Here is a 17,192-nt window from a genome sequence, read left to right as displayed (position 1 = left end):
CCCCACACCCCTGCCGACGGAGAACACCGTGACCCTGCGCTGGCCGAGCTGGCTGCCCCTGGACCCGTACATCGGCGCGTTGCTGGCCACCGTGCTCGTCGCCACGGTGCTGCCGGCCCGGGGTGTCGGCGCCACCGTCGCCTCGACGGCGACCACCGTCGCCGTCGCCGTGCTGTTCTTCCTCTACGGCGCCCGGATCGCCCCCCGCGAGGCGTGGGCCGGGGCCCGGCACTGGCGACTGCACGTGCTGGTGATGCTCAGCACCTTCGCGCTCTTCCCGCTGCTGGCGTTCGCCGCCCAACTGCTGCGCCCCGCCGTGCTGACCCCCGAGCTGTACCAGGGCCTGGTCTTCCTCTGCGTGGTGCCGTCGACCGTGCAGTCGTCGATCGCCTTCACCTCGATCGCCGGCGGCAACGTACCCGCCGCGATCTTCACCGCCTCGCTGTCCAACGTCGCCGGGGTGGTGCTCACCCCGCTGCTGGCCGCGCTGATGCTGACCGGCACCGGCACCATGACCTTCTCCCCGGCGGCGATCGGCGAGATCGTGCTGCAACTGGTCGTACCGTTCGCCGCCGGGCAGGCGCTCCGCCCGTGGATCGGGGCGTGGATGCAGCGGCGCAGACGGGTGCTCGGCCTGGTCGACCGGGGTTCGATCCTGCTCGTCGTCTACACCGCGTTCAGCGCCGGGGTGGTTGCCGGCATCTGGCACCGGATCTCCACCGGCCGGCTGCTGGCCCTGGCGGCGGTGCTGGCCGTCCTGCTCACCGTGGTGCTCGTGGCCACCGCACTGGCCGGCCGGCTGCTCGGCTTCTCCTGGCCGGACCGGATCACCGCGATCTTCTGCGGCTCCAAGAAGAGCATGGCCACCGGCCTGCCGATGGCCGCCGTCCTGTTCAGCCCCCAGGTCGTCGGTCTGATCGTGCTGCCGCTGATGCTGTTCCACCAGCTCCAGCTGATCGTCTGCGCGGCGCTGGCCCGCCGCTGGGGCGCCGCCGGCACGACCCCCGCGTGACCCGGCGTACCCCGACCGCCCGCGTCCCGGGCGTCGGTGTCGGTGGGCTCTTGTACCGTCCCGGCCCGTGAGCGCCCAACAGACCTACCGATACCTCGGATCCTCCGCCCTGCGGCCGGACGGCCTCGCCCTGTCCACCAGCGGCGGCCCCGCGCCGAACCCCCGGTTCTTCACCGGCTTCCTCACCACCCCGCAGGCCGCCGCCGTCGGGCTGCTCGCCGTGGCCGAGGTCGCCCGCACCCGCTACTTCCGGCCGGTCAGCCCGGCCAGCCTCGACCCGGTGGTCACCGGCAGCCGGGACCGGCTCCGCTTCGAGTCCTTCTCCGGCTGCTGCGGCGTCTACGCCCGCCTCGACGCGCTGCCCGACGGGCTCGACGGCGACGTCCTCGCGCACGGCACCACCAACGTCGACGTCAACAACCCGCTGCGCCAGTCCCTGGCCCGGGTCGGCGGCCTCGACCCGCTGCACCTGTCGGTCGGCCCCGACGACCTGACCGTGTCCACCATGGACGGGGCGGTCGTGGAGAAGAAGGTGCCGCTGCCGGTACGGTGGCTGCGCGGCTTCGCCGAGGTGCAGGTGCTCGCCGCCGCCTTCGAACCCCGCGCGGAGATCCCCGCGACCGAGGCCGCGGCGTTCCTGCGCCGGCTGCCGACCGCGAACGACCGCTCGGTGCTCTGGGCGGTACCGGCCGGGCGGACCCTGCGACTGACCTCCCGACCCGTCCCCGGCGCCGTGTGCCTGGCCGGCCCCGGACGACTGGCCGCCCTGCGCGGGATGCTGCGTTTCGCCCGGACCCTGCGGGTCTACGGGCCGACCGTCGCACCCGGATCCGCGCCGGTACCCAGCACCTGGGAACTGGACACCGGGGCGCTGCGGCTGTCGCTGACCCTCTCACCCGAGCCCTACCGGGGCTTCTCCGGTGAGGGCGCCGCGCTGACCGCCCTGTCCGGCGACGACGTGACCGACGACGCCGACCTGATCTCCGCCCTGCTCGCCTGGGACCCGACCATCGACGTCGACGCCCTGGCCACCGCCGCCGGCATCGACGCCACCCGGGTCCGGGGCGCCCTGGCCCAACTCGGTACCGCCGGACGGGTCGGCTACGACGTGTCCGAAGCCGCCTACTTCCACCGCGTCATGCCGTACGACGCCGGCCGGGCCGAGCGGGACAACCCCCGCCTGGTCGGCGCGCGGGCGCTGCTGGAGGCCGGCGCCGTCGAACGGGACGCCACCGGCGCCACCGTCCGCAGCGGCGACGGGACGTACCGGGTGCGCCTGTTGCCCGACGGCAACCTCACCTGCACCTGCCTCTGGTGGGCCAAGCACCGGGGCCAGCGCGGCCCGTGCAAACACGCCCTGGCCACCCGGATGGCCACCAGCGACGTGCGGGAGCCGGCGTGAAGACCACCGTCCGGCGCCGGTCGGAGCTGGCCGCCGGCGGCACCAGCGACCTGTTCGACCTGATCACCGCCGGATCGGCCGGGCCGGTCGCCGACGCGCTGGCCGAACTGCCCGAGGACCGCCGACGTGCCCTCGGCGCCGAACTGACCGCCTGGTTCCGGGCCGAGCGGACCACCTGGTGGAACGTCGGCACGGGTACCGCCCTGGCCGTCGCCGTGGTCGGTTGCCTGCCCACCGCCGCGCAGGCCGCCGCGATCCTCACCCGCCGTTCCGTCACGGTCGACGGCACGCGGGCGGCGACGCTGGTGACCCGGGTCGCCGCCGACCGGGGCATCACCTGGCTGCCCGACCTCGCCCAGCGGATGGCCGCCAAGCTGCACCGTGAAACCTGGATCCAGCAGTGGCGGTTCGTCGCGGCCCTGCTGCCGCCGGGCACCGAGCCACCGGCCGGGGACCGGTTCGTCGAGCTGTGGGTGCAGTCGCTGTGGCAGCCCGAGCGGCAGCGGCACGCCGCACCGGTACCCCTGGCCGACCGGTTGCGCGTCGACCCGCTCCTGCCGGTCCTGCTGCCCCGGCTGTTCGAGATCGACGGCCTCGGCGTGCCGATGATGTTCGACGAGGTGGTCACCGACTGGGAGAGCCGGCACCGGCACCCGCTGCCGACCGCGCTGGCGCAGCTCGCCACCGAGGGCCTGCTCGACCGGGCCACGCTGATCGACGGCGCGGTCGGCCGGCTGCTGCGCGGCGACAAGCCGACCGCGCTGCGCGCCTTCACCACCCTGCTCGACCAGCTCCAGCCGACCACCGACGAGGTCGCCGCCCGGTCCACCGACTACCTGCGGCTGCTCGCCGACGCGCCGGCCGCCGTGGCGACCATGGCCCAGAAGGCCCTGCGCGCCCTACCCGACCTGGAACTGGAGGCGGTGCTCGACGCCGCCCGCGAGGTCCTCGTCCGGCCCGACAAGGCGCTGGTCCGCTCCCAGCTCGCCTGGCTCGACCGGCTCGCCCGGCAGCACCGGGACCGGGCGACCCAGATCGCCGAGGTGATCGCCCTGGGCTGCGAGCATCCCGCCGTCGACCTGCGGGAACGCGCCACCACCCTGGCCGGCCGGCACGGCCTGGCCCGCGCCGCCACCGCACCGGCCGTCAGCGCGCCGCGCGGGGACGACCTGCCGCACCCCGGTCCGCCCCCGGCCGCCCCGGCGCCGATCACCGACGTCGACGAACTCGCCGAGGAGGTCGCCGTCCTGTTCGGTACGGAGGACCGGAGTCAGCCGCTGGACCGGGTCCTCGACGGACTGGTCCGGCTCACCTCGACCGACGGCGCGCGGGTGCACGCCGCCCTCGCCCCGGTCCTCACCCGCCGGCACTGGTCCTGGGCCGGTGGCGAGCACCGGTGGGACCCGGGCTGCCTGTGCGGCCTGGTCAGTGAGGTCGTGGAGGCCGCCGGTGAGGCCCGCCCGGCACCCGCGGCACGCAGCCGGTGGGCCGCACTGCTCGCGGCCGTCCGGCGTACCGACCGGTCGACGTCGCACCGCGAACTGGTCAGCACGGACCCCCGGGTACCGGCGCCGCACGCGCTGCTGCGGGCCCGGATCGCCGAGATCGGCCGGTACCTCGGCGACCCGGGCCGACCCGGCCTGCTCGCCGCGCCCACCTCGGCCACCGGCGCGCTCGACCCGCTGGTGCTGCTGGAGCGGCTCGCCGCGCTCGGCGACCACGCGCCGTGGCACTGGGACCTCACCCAGGCCCTGCTGCGGCTGCCGCCCGGGGTCGACGAGACGCTCGCCGGCAGGGCCGAGGCCCTGGGCACCCCCGGTGGTGACCGTCTCGCGGCCTGGCTGCGCACCGGTGGGCTGCCCCAGCCGGTCATGCGGGTCACCACCCAGCACCGGCGGGCCCGCAGGAGGGGCTACGACTGGCAGTACGACCAGCTCCCCGCCCGGCGTTTCCTGGTCGAGCTGCGCCCACCGGCCGGGTACGACGACCGGTACGGCATGCTGACCGTCGACCCGGCGCCGGTGAACGCGGAGACCTTCGGCTGGACGGGACACTGGCCGTCGCTGCTGCCCCACCATCCGGGGGTGATCGCCGCGTACGCCCTGCCGGGCGTGGCCGCCACCGCCGACCTGGACCAGCGGGACGGCACGGCCGTGCTGCCGCTGCTGGCCGAGTGCGCCGGTCCGGGCGGGGTGGCCGTGGAGCTGGCCCTGGCGTACGGGTTCGGCGCCCGCCACGGCGCGGACCGGATCGCCACCCTGGATGCCCTGCTCGGGTTGGCGGCCGGTGGCCGGCTCGACGCCACCGGGGTGGGTACCCGGTTCGGTGAGCTGGTGGCCGGGCAGGTGGTGAAGCTGACCCGGGCGGTCGAGCCGTTGCGTGACGCCGCAGCGGCGGGCGCGCCGTTGACGGTGTGGCGACTGCTGGCTGCGGCGCTGCCGGCGATCCTCGCTGCCACTGCCACCACCCCTGCCGTCGCTGCCGCACCTCGGGGCCTGCCGGACCTGCTGACCCTGGCCACCGAGACGGCCACCGCCACCGGGGTGCGGATCGAGGTGCCGGGGCTGGCCGAGCTGGCCGGCCGGGGCGGGACGAGCCGGCTGGTGAGCGAGGCCCGCCGGCTGCACCGGACGCTCACCACCGGCTGACCGGTTCCAGGGACGCCCGGCACCGGCTCGGGTCGGGCGTCCCTGGTCGATACCTCCGGCCCGTGAATTGTCATTCCTCAAAAAATTGACACATGACGATTAGTTGACCGTTTTTGGGCTGTCGGTCTCCCGTCAATCCGGCGATAGGATCCGCCCAAACGTTCCCCTGCCCGCACGACGTGTGGGCGTACTGCGGTGCGGGGATCACAGGGAGGGGCTGGTATGAGGTTTCCCCGGATGACGACGCCCGCGCACCGAGCCCGACGGGTGCGCGCCGCTCTGGCGGTGTGCGCCGCCGCGATCGTGGCGGCCACCACGACGCTGACCGGCCCGGCCACTGCCGGCGGTACGGCGACCGCGACCGGCGTGATCCTCGGGGCCGGCGGTGCGACCGCCGTTCCCGGCAGCTACCTCGTGACACTCGCCGACGACACGGTCACCGGTCCGGCGGCGACGCGGCGCAGCCGGGTGGCCGACGCCGTGGCCCGGCTCACCGGCCGGTACGGGGTCACCCCGGACCAGGTGTGGAGTGACGCACTCACCGGCTTCGCGGTGCGGATGCCCGAGGCGGTCGCCCGCCGGATGGCCGCCGACCCGGCGGTGGCGCGCGTCGAGCAGGACAGCACCACCTGGCTGGCGACCACGCAGCTCAATCCCCCGTGGGGACTGGACCGGATCGACGCCGCGTCCGGCCTGAACGGCTCCTACAGTTGGGTCAGCGACGGCACCGGGGTCCGGGCGTACATCATCGACTCCGGCATCCAGACCGGGCACCAGGACTTCGGCGGCCAGGCGGTGTACGGCTACGACGCGTTCGACGGGATGCCCCCGGCGAACGACTGCTCCGGGCACGGTACGCACGCGGCGGGCACCGTCGGCGGAACCACCTACGGCGTGGCCAAGAACGTCCTGCTCGTCGCGGTGAAGGTGTTCGACTGCGTCCAGCCCAGCTCGATGTCGATCCTGATCAGCGGTATCAACTGGGTGATCGCCAACCACCCGGCCGGTCAGCCCGGGGTGGCGACCGTCGGGGTGCTCGGCGCGTACAACGCGACGCTGAACAGCGCCGTGGCCAGCCTGGTGACCGCCGGCATCACGGTGGCCGTTCCGGCCGGCAACTCGAACGCCAACGCCTGCAACTACTCGCCGGCCTCGGCGCCGACCCTGCTGACCGTCGCCGCGACCGCCTCCAACGACAGTCGGGCCAGCTTCTCCAACTACGGATCCTGTGTGGACATCTTCGCCGCCGGGGTGTCCGTGCTGTCGGCCTGGTACACCGCGCCCAACGCGGCACAGGCGCTGAGCGGCACGTCGCAGGCGGCCCCGCACGTCGCCGGTGCGGCGGCCCGGGTGCTCGACGTCTACCCGACCTGGACGCCCGCCCAGGTGGCCAACTACCTGTTCAGCGTCGCCAATCCGGCGGTGCTCAACCCGGGCGCCGGCTCGCCGAACCGGCTGCTGTACCTGTCCCCGTCCTTCTGACCGGATGGCGGGGCAGCGGCCTGCGTGATCGTCCGCACCCCGGCGGCGGGTGTCCCGGCGGGTCGTACCGCCGAGGTGCCGATGATCCTCGACGAGGTTGATCCGGTTTTCGTTTGGTTGACAGCGAAACTTTCCACACCGATTCTTGTATCGACGTAGACCGGTCCGTTCCTGGGTTGAACCGAGCTTCGGTCCCTTCCCTGCACGCCGTCCCGGAAGGATGTTCATGCGCAGATCTGCCAACCGAATCGCCGCAGGACTTGCCGCCGCCCTGGTCACCACGCTGACCGCGACGCTACCGGCGTCACCCGTGGCCGCTGGCGAGCCGTTCCAGAGCCCCGACGCGGGCCTGGTCTTCTACTCGAGCAACCCGACCGAGGTGGTCGGCAGGCAGGCCACGCCGGACGGCGTCTGCCGTCAGGTCCCGACCGACGCGACCTGGCTGCTCGCCTGGAGCGGCGGCTTCGGATCCGTCCCCGGCTACCGGACGCCCGACTGCAGCGGTCAGGCGTACGAGCTCAACAACTTCCACAGCTGGCCGAAGGGCTACTACCTCACCTACCGGGCCAGTTGACCGGTGTTCCCGGTGGTCGTCCGCGGTCGACCATCGGGAAGACGGGGCAGCGCCGCGTCCGGGACCTGACCGGGTACCGGATGGTCGGACTCGAAGCGGGCCCGGGTGAGGAATGCCAACTGGGCCCGCTTGTCGGGCATGTCGATCTCGGCGGCGAAGGTGAAGCCCTCCCGCTCCAGCCGGCGCAGCGCGTGGTGGTTGCGCACGTCGGGCTCCACCACGATCCGGGTGCGGGTGGCGTCGCGGAACAGGAACCGGGCCAGCGCCGGACCGACCACGGTGGTCAGTCCGCGCGGTGGCCGCCGGCCCGGGGCGAGCAGCAGGTGCATGCCCACGTCGCCGGGCTGCACCCGGTAGCGTTCGCCCACCGGGTCGGCCTCCGGTTGGTAGGTCTGGAACAGCCCGATCGGCTGGCCGTCGAGCAGGACCAGGTAGGCGTGGTGGGTGGCCAGCCGGTCGATGAACTCGTAGATCCCGCGCACCTCGTCGATCGTGTGCGACCCCATGCCCCAGAACGCCGCCCGGGGCTCGGTCACCCAGCCGTGCAGCAGTCCGGCGTGGGCGGCCGGATCGACCACGACGAGGCTCAGTTCGCCGAAGCCGGGGATGGTCTCCTGGTACACCATGGGTTCCTCGTCTCGTGGTGGGGTGAGCTGTCGCCAGTCGGTGACCACGGGGATCAGGTCCCCGCCGGCCCACCGGGGGAGTTGGTCGGCGAAGTGCGGGTCGTCCGGCCGTCCGGACGCACCGAAGGGGACCACCCACCGGCTGGCCGCGCGGTCGGTGAGGTCCCAGACGTAGCGGGCCACCGGGCCGCGCCAACAGGCGTCGGACACCCCGGGGACGCTGGCGGTGGAGAGCACGCAGTCGGTGTCGCCGGAGAGTGCGACCACCTCGCGCATCGCCGCCACCGCCGCGTCGACCGTCGGAGCCACCCCGAGGTGGACCGGGTGCAGCAGGTGCCGTCGCCCCCACGCCACCGGCGGCCCGTCGGCCGCGACGTCCTCCAGCGCCGCGACGGCCGCCGGTACGACGTCCCCGCCCAGCCGGTGCAGTCCGGCGACCACCCCGTCGAGGGCGTGGCCGATCCGGGCCAGCGGATCGGTCCACGGCGCGAACAGGTCGTCGTACCGGCCGGCGGCGCGGAGCGGGCGCAGGACCGGGTGGTCGTGCAGGCGCCGGACCAGGGCGGCCCGCCAGGCGGCGAAGGCGCCCGCGTCGGTGCTGTCGGCGGCCATCCGGCCGTCCCACCCGGTCAGTCGCTGCCGCAGCACCGCCGCCGGTGCGCTCAGCGCGTCGGCGTCGACCCGGGCGAGCAGGTCGCGCAGGGTCGGTGCGGCCAGCCGGGTGTCCACGTGGACGGCGTGCGCCGGGACCCCCGCGTCGAGCAGGTCCCGGATCCGGCGGGCCCGGTGCGGCGGGGCGAAGTCGACACCGACGTGGGCCACGTCGGCGCGCCGGTCGTTGGCGCACACCGCGATCCCGTCGACCGGGGTGACGGTCATCGGCAGGTAGGCCCCGCGCCAGGCGTACCGGGGGTCCCAGCCGGGTACCGGTTCGCGCCGGCACCGCTCGTCGCGGACCGGCACGAGTCCGGCGACCAGGTGCCGGACCGTACCCGTCCGGTCGGCGACGAGGACGCTGTTGACCGGCTCGACCCAGGAACGCAGCGCCCCGGTGACGTCCTCGGCGGTACGGGCGCGCAGCAGCGGCAGCAGCGCGTCGAAGCCGAGACGCTCCTCGACCCGGCTGGGGATGCGCAGGCTGAGCGCCTCGCCGGTGTGCCGGTCGTGGTCGACGACCGGGCCCCGGGGGGTCTCGACCACCTCGACCGGCTCCGGATCACCGCCGCGTACCTCGATGTGCTCGACGTGGTGCCGGGCCGGTACCCAGCCGTCGCCGTCACGGACCAGGATCCGGTCGCCGTCGCGGCGCACCTGCTCGCGGTAGAGGTCCTGGTAGTCGGCCATCGCGTTGGTCACGGCCCAGGCGACGTCACCGGCGTGACCGAAGTGCGGCAGGCCGGGTACCCCGGGGAAGGCGAAGCCGAGCACGTCGAACTCGGGGCAGGCCAGGCGGACCTGCTGGTAGATGCCGGGTAGTTCGAGGATGCGGTGCGGGTCACCGGCGACGATCGGTGCCCGCCCGGTGGCCGGGTCGCCGGGGAGTACCCAGGCGTTGCTGCCGGACCCGGAGGGGCCCTCCACGGCGAACAGGTCCCGGGCGTCCGGACCGAGGGTGGCGGCGACGTGGGCGTGCCACAGCTTCTGCGGGAAGGTGGCGAAGAGGATGTGCTGGATGAGGAAGACGCCCAGCGGTGACCAGGGCCGCCACCGGCCGGGTGCGCAGCCCGCCGCAGCGAACTCCGGCGCCCCGGCGGCGCCCTCGGCGAGCCCGTCGTTGACCCCGTCGACGTAGGCGGTGACCCAGCGGCGGGTCTCCGGCGCCAGCCGGTCGAAGCAGCGGCGCGCGGTGTCGTCGAGGCGGGCCCGCCGGGCGAACCGGTCCCAGCCCCGCTCGCCGGGGCCGACGTGCGCGGCCAACCGACCCTCCGAACGCCAGCGTTCGACCTCGATCTGCCAGGCCCGGTCGAGGGCGGCGGCCCGGCCCTGCAACCGGGCCAGGTCGTCGACCGTGTCGGCCCACAGGTGCGGTACGCCCCACCGGTCCCGGTGGATGCCGGTCGCCGGTACGTCGTCCGGACCGCCGGTGGATCCGCTCTCCCCAGCACGCGTCACTTAGGTTACCCTCCCCTAACTTAGGCAGACCTTACCTGGAGGGCCCGTGAAACGAAACTGGGAAGCCCTGGTGCTCAAGGCGATGGGCGGGCGGGACTTCCGGCTGACCGTGCTCGGCACCGAGTCGGTCGGTACGCACTACCGGCGCCTGCACGTCGACGGCGGCGGCCTGCTCCAGGCATGTGGGGTGCACCCCACCATGTGGATCCGGATGTGGTTCGACAACGACGGTCGTCCGCACCAGCGCGCCTACACCCTCGTCGACCCCGACCCGGCCACCGGCCGGTTCCACCTGGAGTTCGCCCTGCACGACGGCTGCGCGGCCCGCTGGGCCAGCACCGCCCGGGTCGGCGACACCATCGACGCCACCGTGCAGGGCAGCTCGTTCACCCTGCCGGACCCCGCACCCCGGCACCTCTACCTGGTCGGGGACGCCGCGTCGCTGCCGGCGGTCAACAGCCTGCTCGACGCCGCCGCCGACATCCCGGCCACCGTCTGGCTGGAGTACGCCCACGAGGGCGAACAGGCGCTGACCCCGCGCGCCCGGACGGACCACGAGGTGACCTGGGTACCGCGCCGCGACGACGGGCGGCACCTGGTCGACACCGTCTGCGCCGCCCTGTCCGCCCGTGACGGGGCGCACTACTGGGTGGCCGGCGAGGCGGGCAGCACCCGCGCCGTCACCCGGCACCTGCGCCGCACCCTGGGCGTCGGCCGGGACCGGGTCACCTCGCTCGGCTACTGGAGCGCCCGGTGAAGGGCCGCCTCGGTACGCTCACCGCGCTCTACGTCACCCAGTACCTCGGCGTCGGGTTCATCACCGTCGGGCTGACCGCGATCCTCCGCGACGGCGGCACCTCGCTGGACACCCTCGCCCTGGTGCAGGTGATCGGTCTGATCTGGCCGGTCAAGTTCCTCTGGGCGCCGCTGTTGGACCGGTACGGGTCCCGCCGCCACGGCCACTACCGGTCCTGGCTGCTGGCCCTCCAGGCCGGGCTGGTGCTCACCCTGCTGGCCCTGCTCCCGTTCACCCGGCCCGCCGACCGGCTCGGCGTGGTCGTGGCGATCTGCGCCGGGTACGTCTTCTTCTCCGCCACCCAGGACATCGCCGTGGACGCGGTGGCCGTCCGGCTGCTGGCCGATCCGGCCCGGGGCGTCGGCAACGGCATCCAGGTCGCCGCCAGCTACCTGGGCAACCTGCTCGGCGGGGGAGCCTGCGTGGTGGTCTACGACCGGTTCGGCTGGGTACCGGCGATCCTGCTGCTGGCCGGGCTGACCGGTCTCGGCCTGCTGGTGGTGTGGCGGTTCCGCGAGCCGGCCCGCACCGACCGGGTGGCGGGTACCGGTGCGGCGTACCGGGCCCTGCTGTCGGTGTTCGGCCAGCCCGGCTGCCGGTGGTGGACCTTCGGGGTGGTGCCGCTGGTCTACGTCGGCGCCGGAGCGGCGTACGCCCTGGTCACTCCGGCCCTGGTGGACGCCGGCTGGTCGCTCGGGCGGATCGGCGTGGTGACCGGGGTGGTGACCAGCGTGCCGGCGATCGTGGCCGGTCTGCTGGCCGGGCTGGCGATCCGCCGGTTCGGGCGCAGCGCCGTGCTGGTGGCCGGGGGAGTGGCCCTGGCGGTGGCGACGCTGCTGATGCTGCCGCTGCTGACCGGTCGGGCCCCGCTGACCGGCACGGTCGTGGCGCTGGGCCTGTTCATGGCCGCGTACACGGTCGCCAACGTGGTGCTCTACACGGTCAACATGGACTACTCCCGTCCGGAGACCGGCGGCACCGACTTCACCGTGCTGTCGTCGTTCGGGCTGATCTGCTCGTTCCTGGCCGCCTCCGTCGGGCTGGCGGCGGCGGACCGGTTCGGCTATCCGGTGGTGGCGATCGGATCGGTCGTGCTGGTGGCGGCCGGGGTTCTGGTGGGTCTGCGCCACCAGCGACGGTTCCGGGGGGCGCTGCGGCCGGTACCGGCCGGTTCGGCCGACCGGGTACCGGTGTCGGGTTGAGGGGATGGTCACCCGACAGGTGGCGTCACCAGCATTGACACGAGGTTAGGTTAGGCTATCCTAACTTCGATCATGAGTGATCAGGTCGGGCGGACCACCGCCCACCGTCCACCCTGTCCACCCCGACCGCCGAGGACCGTCATGAGTCTGTCCGGATCCGCCGCCCCGGCACCTACGGCCGCCGGGCCCGTCGCATCGGCCGCCGCCCGCGCCCACCTGTTCACCACCGGCACGGTCGAGCGGTACCGGCACGTCCTGGCCGACGGGATCGACCGGGTCGCCACCCGGATCGCCGCCGCAGACCGGCCGTGCACCGGCGTCACCCCCGACGACCTGGCCCCCCGGGTCGCCGCCGTCGACCTCGACCGGCCCCTCGGCGACACCGGCGCCGCCCTCGACGAACTGCACGACGTCTACCTGCGCGACGCGGTCTACTTCCACCACCCCCGCTACCTGGCGCACCTCAACTGCCCGGTGGTGATCCCGGCGCTGCTCGGCGAGGCGGTGCTCAGCGCCGTCAACTCCTCCCTGGACACCTGGGACCAGAGCGCCGGTGGCACCCTCGTCGAACGCCGGCTGGTCGACTGGACCGCCGCCCGCATCGGCCTCGGCCCCACCGCCGACGGCATCTTCACCAGCGGCGGTACCCAGTCCAACCTCCAGGCGATGCTGCTCGCCCGCGAGGAGGCGTACGCCCGCGTCGCCGGCAGCTCCACCACCCGGTTGTCCCGCCCCGAGGTGCTGTCCCGGCTGCGCGTCGTCACCTCCACCGCCGGCCACTTCAGCGTCCAGAAGGCCGCCAAACTGCTCGGTCTCGCCGCCGACGCCGTCATCACCGTCGCCACCGACGCCGACCGGCGGATGCGTGCCGACGACCTCGCCGCGACCATCGCGCGCTGCCAGCGCGACGGGCTGGTGGTGATGGCCGTGGTCGCCACCGCCGGCACCACCGACTTCGGCAGCATCGACCCGTTGCCCCGCATCGCCGGGATCTGCACCGCCGCCGGCGTGTGGCTGCACGTCGACGCCGCGTACGGCTGCGGCCTGCTGGTCTCACCCACCCGCCGGCACCTGCTCGACGGCATCGAACAGGCCGACTCGGTGACCGTCGACTACCACAAGTCGTTCTTCCAGCCGGTCAGCTCCAGCGCCCTGATCGTCCGGGACCGCCGGGTGCTGCGCCACGCCACCTGGCACGCCGACTACCTCAACCCGGCCCGGATGGTCGAGCAGCGCATCCCCAACCAGGTCGACAAGAGCATCCAGACGACCCGCCGCTTCGACGCCCTGAAACTGTGGCTGACCCTGCGGATCATGGGCCCCGACGCGATCGGCGCGCTCTTCGACGAGGTGGTCGACCGGGCGGCCGGCGCCTGGCGGATGCTCACCGCCGACCCCCGTTTCGAGGTGGTCACCCGATCCCAGTTGAGCACCGTCGTCTTCCGCTACCGGCCCACCGGCGTCGGCCGGGACCTGGTCGACGCGGCCAACCTGCACGCCCGCGAGGCGCTGGCCGCCTCCGGGGCCGCCCTGGTCGCCGGGACCAAGGTCGACGGCGCCCACTACCTGAAGTTCACCCTGCTCAACCCCGAGACCACCCTGGACGACGTCGCCTGCGTCCTCGACCTCGTCGCCGACCACGCCGGCCGGTACGTGCGCACCGCCATCGGCGGCACCATGGCCTGCCCGGTCGCCTGACGACCCGCCCCCGCACTGGAGAACCGCATGTCGACCCACGACTTCATCGCCATCGGGCTGGGCCCGTACAACCTCGGTCTGGCCTGTCTGACCGAGCCCCTCGACGACCTCGACGGCCTCTTCCTGGAGGCCCGCGACGACTTCGACTGGCACCCCGGCATGCTGCTGGAGGCGGCGCGCCTGCAGACCCCGTTCATCGCCGACCTGGTGACCCTCGCCGACCCCACCTCCCCGTACTCCTTCCTCAACTACCTCAAGGAGTCCGGCCGGCTGTACCCGTTCTACATCCGGGAGAGCTTCTTCCCGCTGCGCCACGAGTACAACGACTACTGTCGCTGGGCGGTGTCCCGGCTGTGCACCGTACGCTTCGGCCACCGGGTCACCCGGGTCGAGCACGACCCGGCCGACGACCGGTACGTCGTGCACGCCACCGTGGGCGGCCGGCAGGTCACCCACCGGGCCCGGCACCTGGTGCTCGGCACCGGCACCCCGCCGCACCTGCCGGAGGCGTGCCGGGGACTCGGCGGCGACCTGATCCACAACTCCCGCTACCGGGAACACCGGGCCGCGCTGCGCGCCAAGCGCAGCATCACCGTCGTCGGCAGCGGCCAGAGCGCCGCCGAGATCTACCACGACCTGCTCGGCGACCTCGACGCGTACGGCTACCAGCTCACCTGGGTCACCCGCTCGCCCCGGTTCTTCCCACTGGAGTACACCAAGCTCACCCTGGAGCTGACCTCACCGGACTACGTGGACTACTTCCACGCCCTGCCCGAGGAGACCCGGTACCGCCTGGAAGCCGACCAGAAGGGTCTGTTCAAGGGCATCAACGCCGACCTGATCAACGAGATCTTCGACCTGCTCTACGCCCGCAGCGTCCACGGCCCGGTCCGGACCCGGCTGATGACCAACACCGAACTGACCACCGCCCACTACGACGCGTCGAACGGGACCTACACCCTCGGCCTGCGACACACCGAACAGGGCCGCGACGTCACCCTCGACACCGAGGGACTGGTGCTGGCCACCGGCTACCACTACCGGGTACCCGACTTCCTCGACCCGGTCCGGGACCGGATCCGCTGGGACGGCCACGGCCGCTTCGACGTGGCCCGCAACTACAGCATCGACCACACCGGCCGGGGCATCTTCCTCCAGAACGCCGGCACCCACACCCACAGCATCACCTCACCGGACCTGGGCATGGGCCCGTACCGCAACTCCTGGATCATCCGCGAGCTGACCGGCCGCGAGCACTACCCGATCGAGAAGAGCATCGCCTTCCAGGAGTTCGGCGTACCGGCCGGGACCGCCGCGTGAGCGCGCCGATCTGGCAGCGCACCGACGGACGGCTCGGCCGGTTCGCGCTGCGGACCCTCGACCCGGACACCGACGCCCCGCTGCTGCACGGATGGGTGACCCACCCCAGGGCGGCGTTCTGGCTGATGCAGGACGCCGACGTGACCCGGGTCGCCGACGAGTACCGGCGGATCGCCGCCCACCCGCACCACGACGCCTTCGTCGGCCTCTGGCAGGACCGGCCCGCCTTCCTCGTCGAACGCTACGACCCGGCCCACGTCGAACTCGCCGGCCTCTACGACGCCGCCGACGGCGACGTCGGCATGCACTTCCTGTGCGCACCCACCGACCGCCCGGTGCACGGCTTCACCCGCGCGGTGATCACCACCGTGCTGGCGTGGCTGTTCGACGACCCGGCCGTCCGGCGGGTCGTGGTCGAACCCGACGTGCGCAACCGCGCGGTGCACGCGCTCAACGCCGCCGTCGGCTTCACCGTCGTCGGCCCGCTCGCCAAGCCCGAGAAGACCGCCCTGCTCAGCGTCTGCACCCGGGACCAGTTCCTGGCCGCCACCCGAGGAGAGGTACCCGCGTGAACCCCGCCGCCGCCGTGGACCACCTGAACCCGCAGACGTGGGCCCGGGCCAACCGCCTGCTGGTCCGCAAGGCCCTCGCGGAGTTCGCCCACGAACGCCTGATCACCCCGGAACCGACCGGGGACGGCCACTGGCTGGTCCGCAGCGACGACGGCACCGTCGCGTACCGCTTCACCGCCCGGATCCTCAGCCTGCACCACTGGCAGGTCGACGCCGACAGCATCACCCGCCGACGCGGCGACACCGACCTGCCGCTGGACGCCGTCGACCTCTGCCTGGACCTGCGCGCCGCGCTCGGCCTCACCGACGCGGTCCTGCCCGTCTACCTGGAGGAGATCACCTCCACCCTGGCCGGTACCGCGTACAAGCTCACCCGGCCGGCGCCGGACGCCGCCGAACTGGCCGACGCGGACTTCCAGACCATCGAGACCCGGATGACCGAGGGTCACCCGTGCTTCGTGGCCAACAACGGCCGGATCGGCTTCGGCGTGCACGAGTACCACCGGTACGCCCCGGAGACCGCCACCCCGGTCCGGCTGCTCTGGCTAGCCGGCCACCGGGACCACACCACCTTCACCTGCGCCGCCGACCTGGACTACGACCGCCACCTGCGCGCCGAACTCGGCGACGACACCCTGGCCCGGTTCGCCGACGTCCTCACCGGACTCGGCCTCGACCCGGCCGACTACCTGCTCATCCCGGTCCACCCGTGGCAGTGGCGGAACAAACTGTCGGTCACGTTCGCCGGCGAGGTCGCCCGGCGCCGGCTGGTCTACCTCGGCGAAGGCCCCGACGAGTACCTCGCCCAGCAGTCCATCCGGACCTTCTTCAACGTCACCGACCCGAACCGGCACTACGTCAAGACCGCCCTGTCGGTGCTGAACATGGGCTTCATGCGCGGCCTGTCCGCCGCGTACATGGCGGCCACCCCGGCGATCAACGACTGGCTCGCCGACCTCGTCGACAACGACCCGATCCTCCAGGGCAGCGGCCTGACCATCATCCGGGAACGGGCCGCGATCGGCTACCGCCACCGCCAGTACGAGGCGGCCACCGACCGGTACTCCCCGTACCGCAAGATGCTGGCCGCGCTGTGGCGGGAGAGCCCGGTCCCCACCCTGGAGCCGGGCCGGCGGCTGGCCACCATGGCCGCCCTGCTGCACACCGACGCCGACGGCCGCTCGCTGGCCGCCGCGCTGGTCGCCCGCTCCGGGCTGGCCCCGACGGTGTGGCTGCGCCGCTACCTCGACGCCTACCTGGTGCCGCTGCTGCACAGCCTCTACGCCCACGACCTGGCCTTCATGCCGCACGGCGAGAACGTCATCCTCGTCCTGCACGACGGGGTGGTGGAACGGGTGATCTTCAAGGACATCGCCGAGGAGATCGTGGTGATGGACCCGGATGCCGATCTGCCCCCGCAGGTGGACCGGATCCGGGCCACCGTGCCCGAGGACGAGAAGATCCTGTCGATCTTCACCGACGTGTTCGACTGCTTCTTCCGCCACCTCAACGCCATCCTCGCCACCGCCGGCGTCCTCGACGAGGAGGCGTTCTGGCGCACCGTCGCCGAGTGCGCGGCCGACTACGCCGACCGCGTCCCGCACCTGGCCGACCGGCTGCGCCGGCACGACCTGTTCGCCCCGGAGTTCGCCCTGTCCTGCCTCAACCGGCTGCAACTGCGCAACAACCAGCAGATGGTCGACCTGGCCGACCCGTCGGCCGCCCTCCAGTTCGTCGGTACCCTGACC

General features: G+C 73.4%; 11 protein-coding genes and 2 pseudogenes. 11 read left to right on the top strand and 2 right to left on the bottom strand.

The window, feature by feature from the left end:
- From GSF22_RS17180 to GSF22_RS17160, 5 genes are all read left to right on the top strand, one after another.
- Nucleotides 1-1,012: bile acid:sodium symporter family protein (locus tag GSF22_RS17180; protein ID WP_244367569.1), on the top strand; the 1,012-nt coding region annotated here is incomplete at its 5' end.
- 67 nt (nucleotides 1,013-1,079) lie between these two features.
- Nucleotides 1,080-2,414, top strand: coding sequence for an SWIM zinc finger family protein (locus GSF22_RS17175; protein WP_208814597.1), 1,335 nt, complete (start codon nucleotides 1,080-1,082; stop codon nucleotides 2,412-2,414).
- The gene (locus tag GSF22_RS17170; protein WP_307804063.1) at nucleotides 2,411-5,062 is read left to right on the top strand and encodes a DUF6493 family protein; all 2,652 of its coding nucleotides are present in this window, start codon (nucleotides 2,411-2,413) and stop codon (nucleotides 5,060-5,062) included. Before GSF22_RS17175 ends, GSF22_RS17170 begins: the two co-directional genes overlap by 4 nt.
- 237 nt (nucleotides 5,063-5,299) lie before the next feature.
- A complete protein-coding gene (locus GSF22_RS17165; RefSeq protein WP_208814596.1) occupies nucleotides 5,300-6,544 on the top strand; it encodes a S8 family peptidase in 1,245 nt (414 codons plus the stop codon).
- A 226-nt stretch (nucleotides 6,545-6,770) separates the two neighbouring features.
- Nucleotides 6,771-7,118, top strand: a complete 348-nt coding sequence (locus GSF22_RS17160) for a hypothetical protein (RefSeq protein ID WP_208814595.1) — start codon at nucleotides 6,771-6,773, stop codon at nucleotides 7,116-7,118.
- A 71-nt stretch (nucleotides 7,119-7,189) separates the two neighbouring features.
- On the opposite strand, the pseudogene GSF22_RS34825 reads toward GSF22_RS17160, so the two are convergent.
- Nucleotides 7,190-7,744, bottom strand: a pseudogene (locus GSF22_RS34825) (GNAT family N-acetyltransferase); the annotation flags it as partial.
- Between the two features lie 6 nt (nucleotides 7,745-7,750).
- Nucleotides 7,751-9,796, bottom strand: a pseudogene (locus GSF22_RS17155) (penicillin acylase family protein); the annotation flags it as partial.
- Between the two features lie 106 nt (nucleotides 9,797-9,902).
- On the opposite strand from GSF22_RS17155, the gene GSF22_RS17150 reads away from it, so the two are divergent.
- The 6 genes from GSF22_RS17150 to GSF22_RS17125 form a co-directional block, all read left to right on the top strand.
- The gene (locus GSF22_RS17150) at nucleotides 9,903-10,613 is read left to right on the top strand and encodes a siderophore-interacting protein (RefSeq protein WP_208814594.1); all 711 of its coding nucleotides are present in this window, start codon (nucleotides 9,903-9,905) and stop codon (nucleotides 10,611-10,613) included.
- The gene (locus tag GSF22_RS17145) at nucleotides 10,610-11,854 is read left to right on the top strand and encodes an MFS transporter (RefSeq protein ID WP_208814593.1); all 1,245 of its coding nucleotides are present in this window, start codon (nucleotides 10,610-10,612) and stop codon (nucleotides 11,852-11,854) included. Before GSF22_RS17150 ends, GSF22_RS17145 begins: the two co-directional genes overlap by 4 nt.
- A 141-nt stretch (nucleotides 11,855-11,995) precedes the next feature.
- Nucleotides 11,996-13,552, top strand: coding sequence for a pyridoxal phosphate-dependent decarboxylase family protein (locus GSF22_RS17140; protein WP_208814592.1), 1,557 nt, complete (start codon nucleotides 11,996-11,998; stop codon nucleotides 13,550-13,552).
- A gap of 27 nt (nucleotides 13,553-13,579) precedes the next feature.
- Entirely contained in the window at nucleotides 13,580-14,872 is a 1,293-nt protein-coding gene (locus GSF22_RS17135; protein ID WP_208814591.1) for a lysine N(6)-hydroxylase/L-ornithine N(5)-oxygenase family protein, read from the top strand.
- Nucleotides 14,869-15,444, top strand: coding sequence for a GNAT family N-acetyltransferase (locus GSF22_RS17130; protein WP_208814590.1), 576 nt, complete (start codon nucleotides 14,869-14,871; stop codon nucleotides 15,442-15,444). The genes GSF22_RS17135 and GSF22_RS17130 overlap by 4 nt, the downstream gene beginning before the upstream one ends.
- The coding region (locus tag GSF22_RS17125) for an IucA/IucC family protein (protein ID WP_208814589.1) at nucleotides 15,441-17,192 on the top strand (1,752 nt) is incomplete at its 3' end. The genes GSF22_RS17130 and GSF22_RS17125, both read left to right, overlap by 4 nt.

This window comes from Micromonospora echinofusca (genome assembly GCF_017614955.1).
Taxonomy (GTDB): Bacteria; Actinomycetota; Actinomycetes; order Mycobacteriales; family Micromonosporaceae; genus Micromonospora; species Micromonospora echinofusca_A.
The sequence above is the reverse complement of the archived record's forward strand: the minus strand, read 5'-3'. Positions and strand labels throughout refer to the sequence as shown.

What these genes read in the sequence shown, in the direction of transcription:
- GSF22_RS17165 (WP_208814596.1), top strand. Translation starts at nt 5,300, where the DNA reads ATGACGACGCCCGCGCACCGAGCCCGACGGGTGCGCGCCGCTCTGGCG.
- GSF22_RS17160 (WP_208814595.1), top strand. Translation starts at nt 6,771, where the DNA reads ATGCGCAGATCTGCCAACCGAATCGCCGCAGGACTTGCCGCCGCCCTG.
- GSF22_RS17140 (WP_208814592.1), top strand. Translation starts at nt 11,996, where the DNA reads ATGAGTCTGTCCGGATCCGCCGCCCCGGCACCTACGGCCGCCGGGCCC.
- GSF22_RS17135 (WP_208814591.1), top strand. Translation starts at nt 13,580, where the DNA reads ATGTCGACCCACGACTTCATCGCCATCGGGCTGGGCCCGTACAACCTC.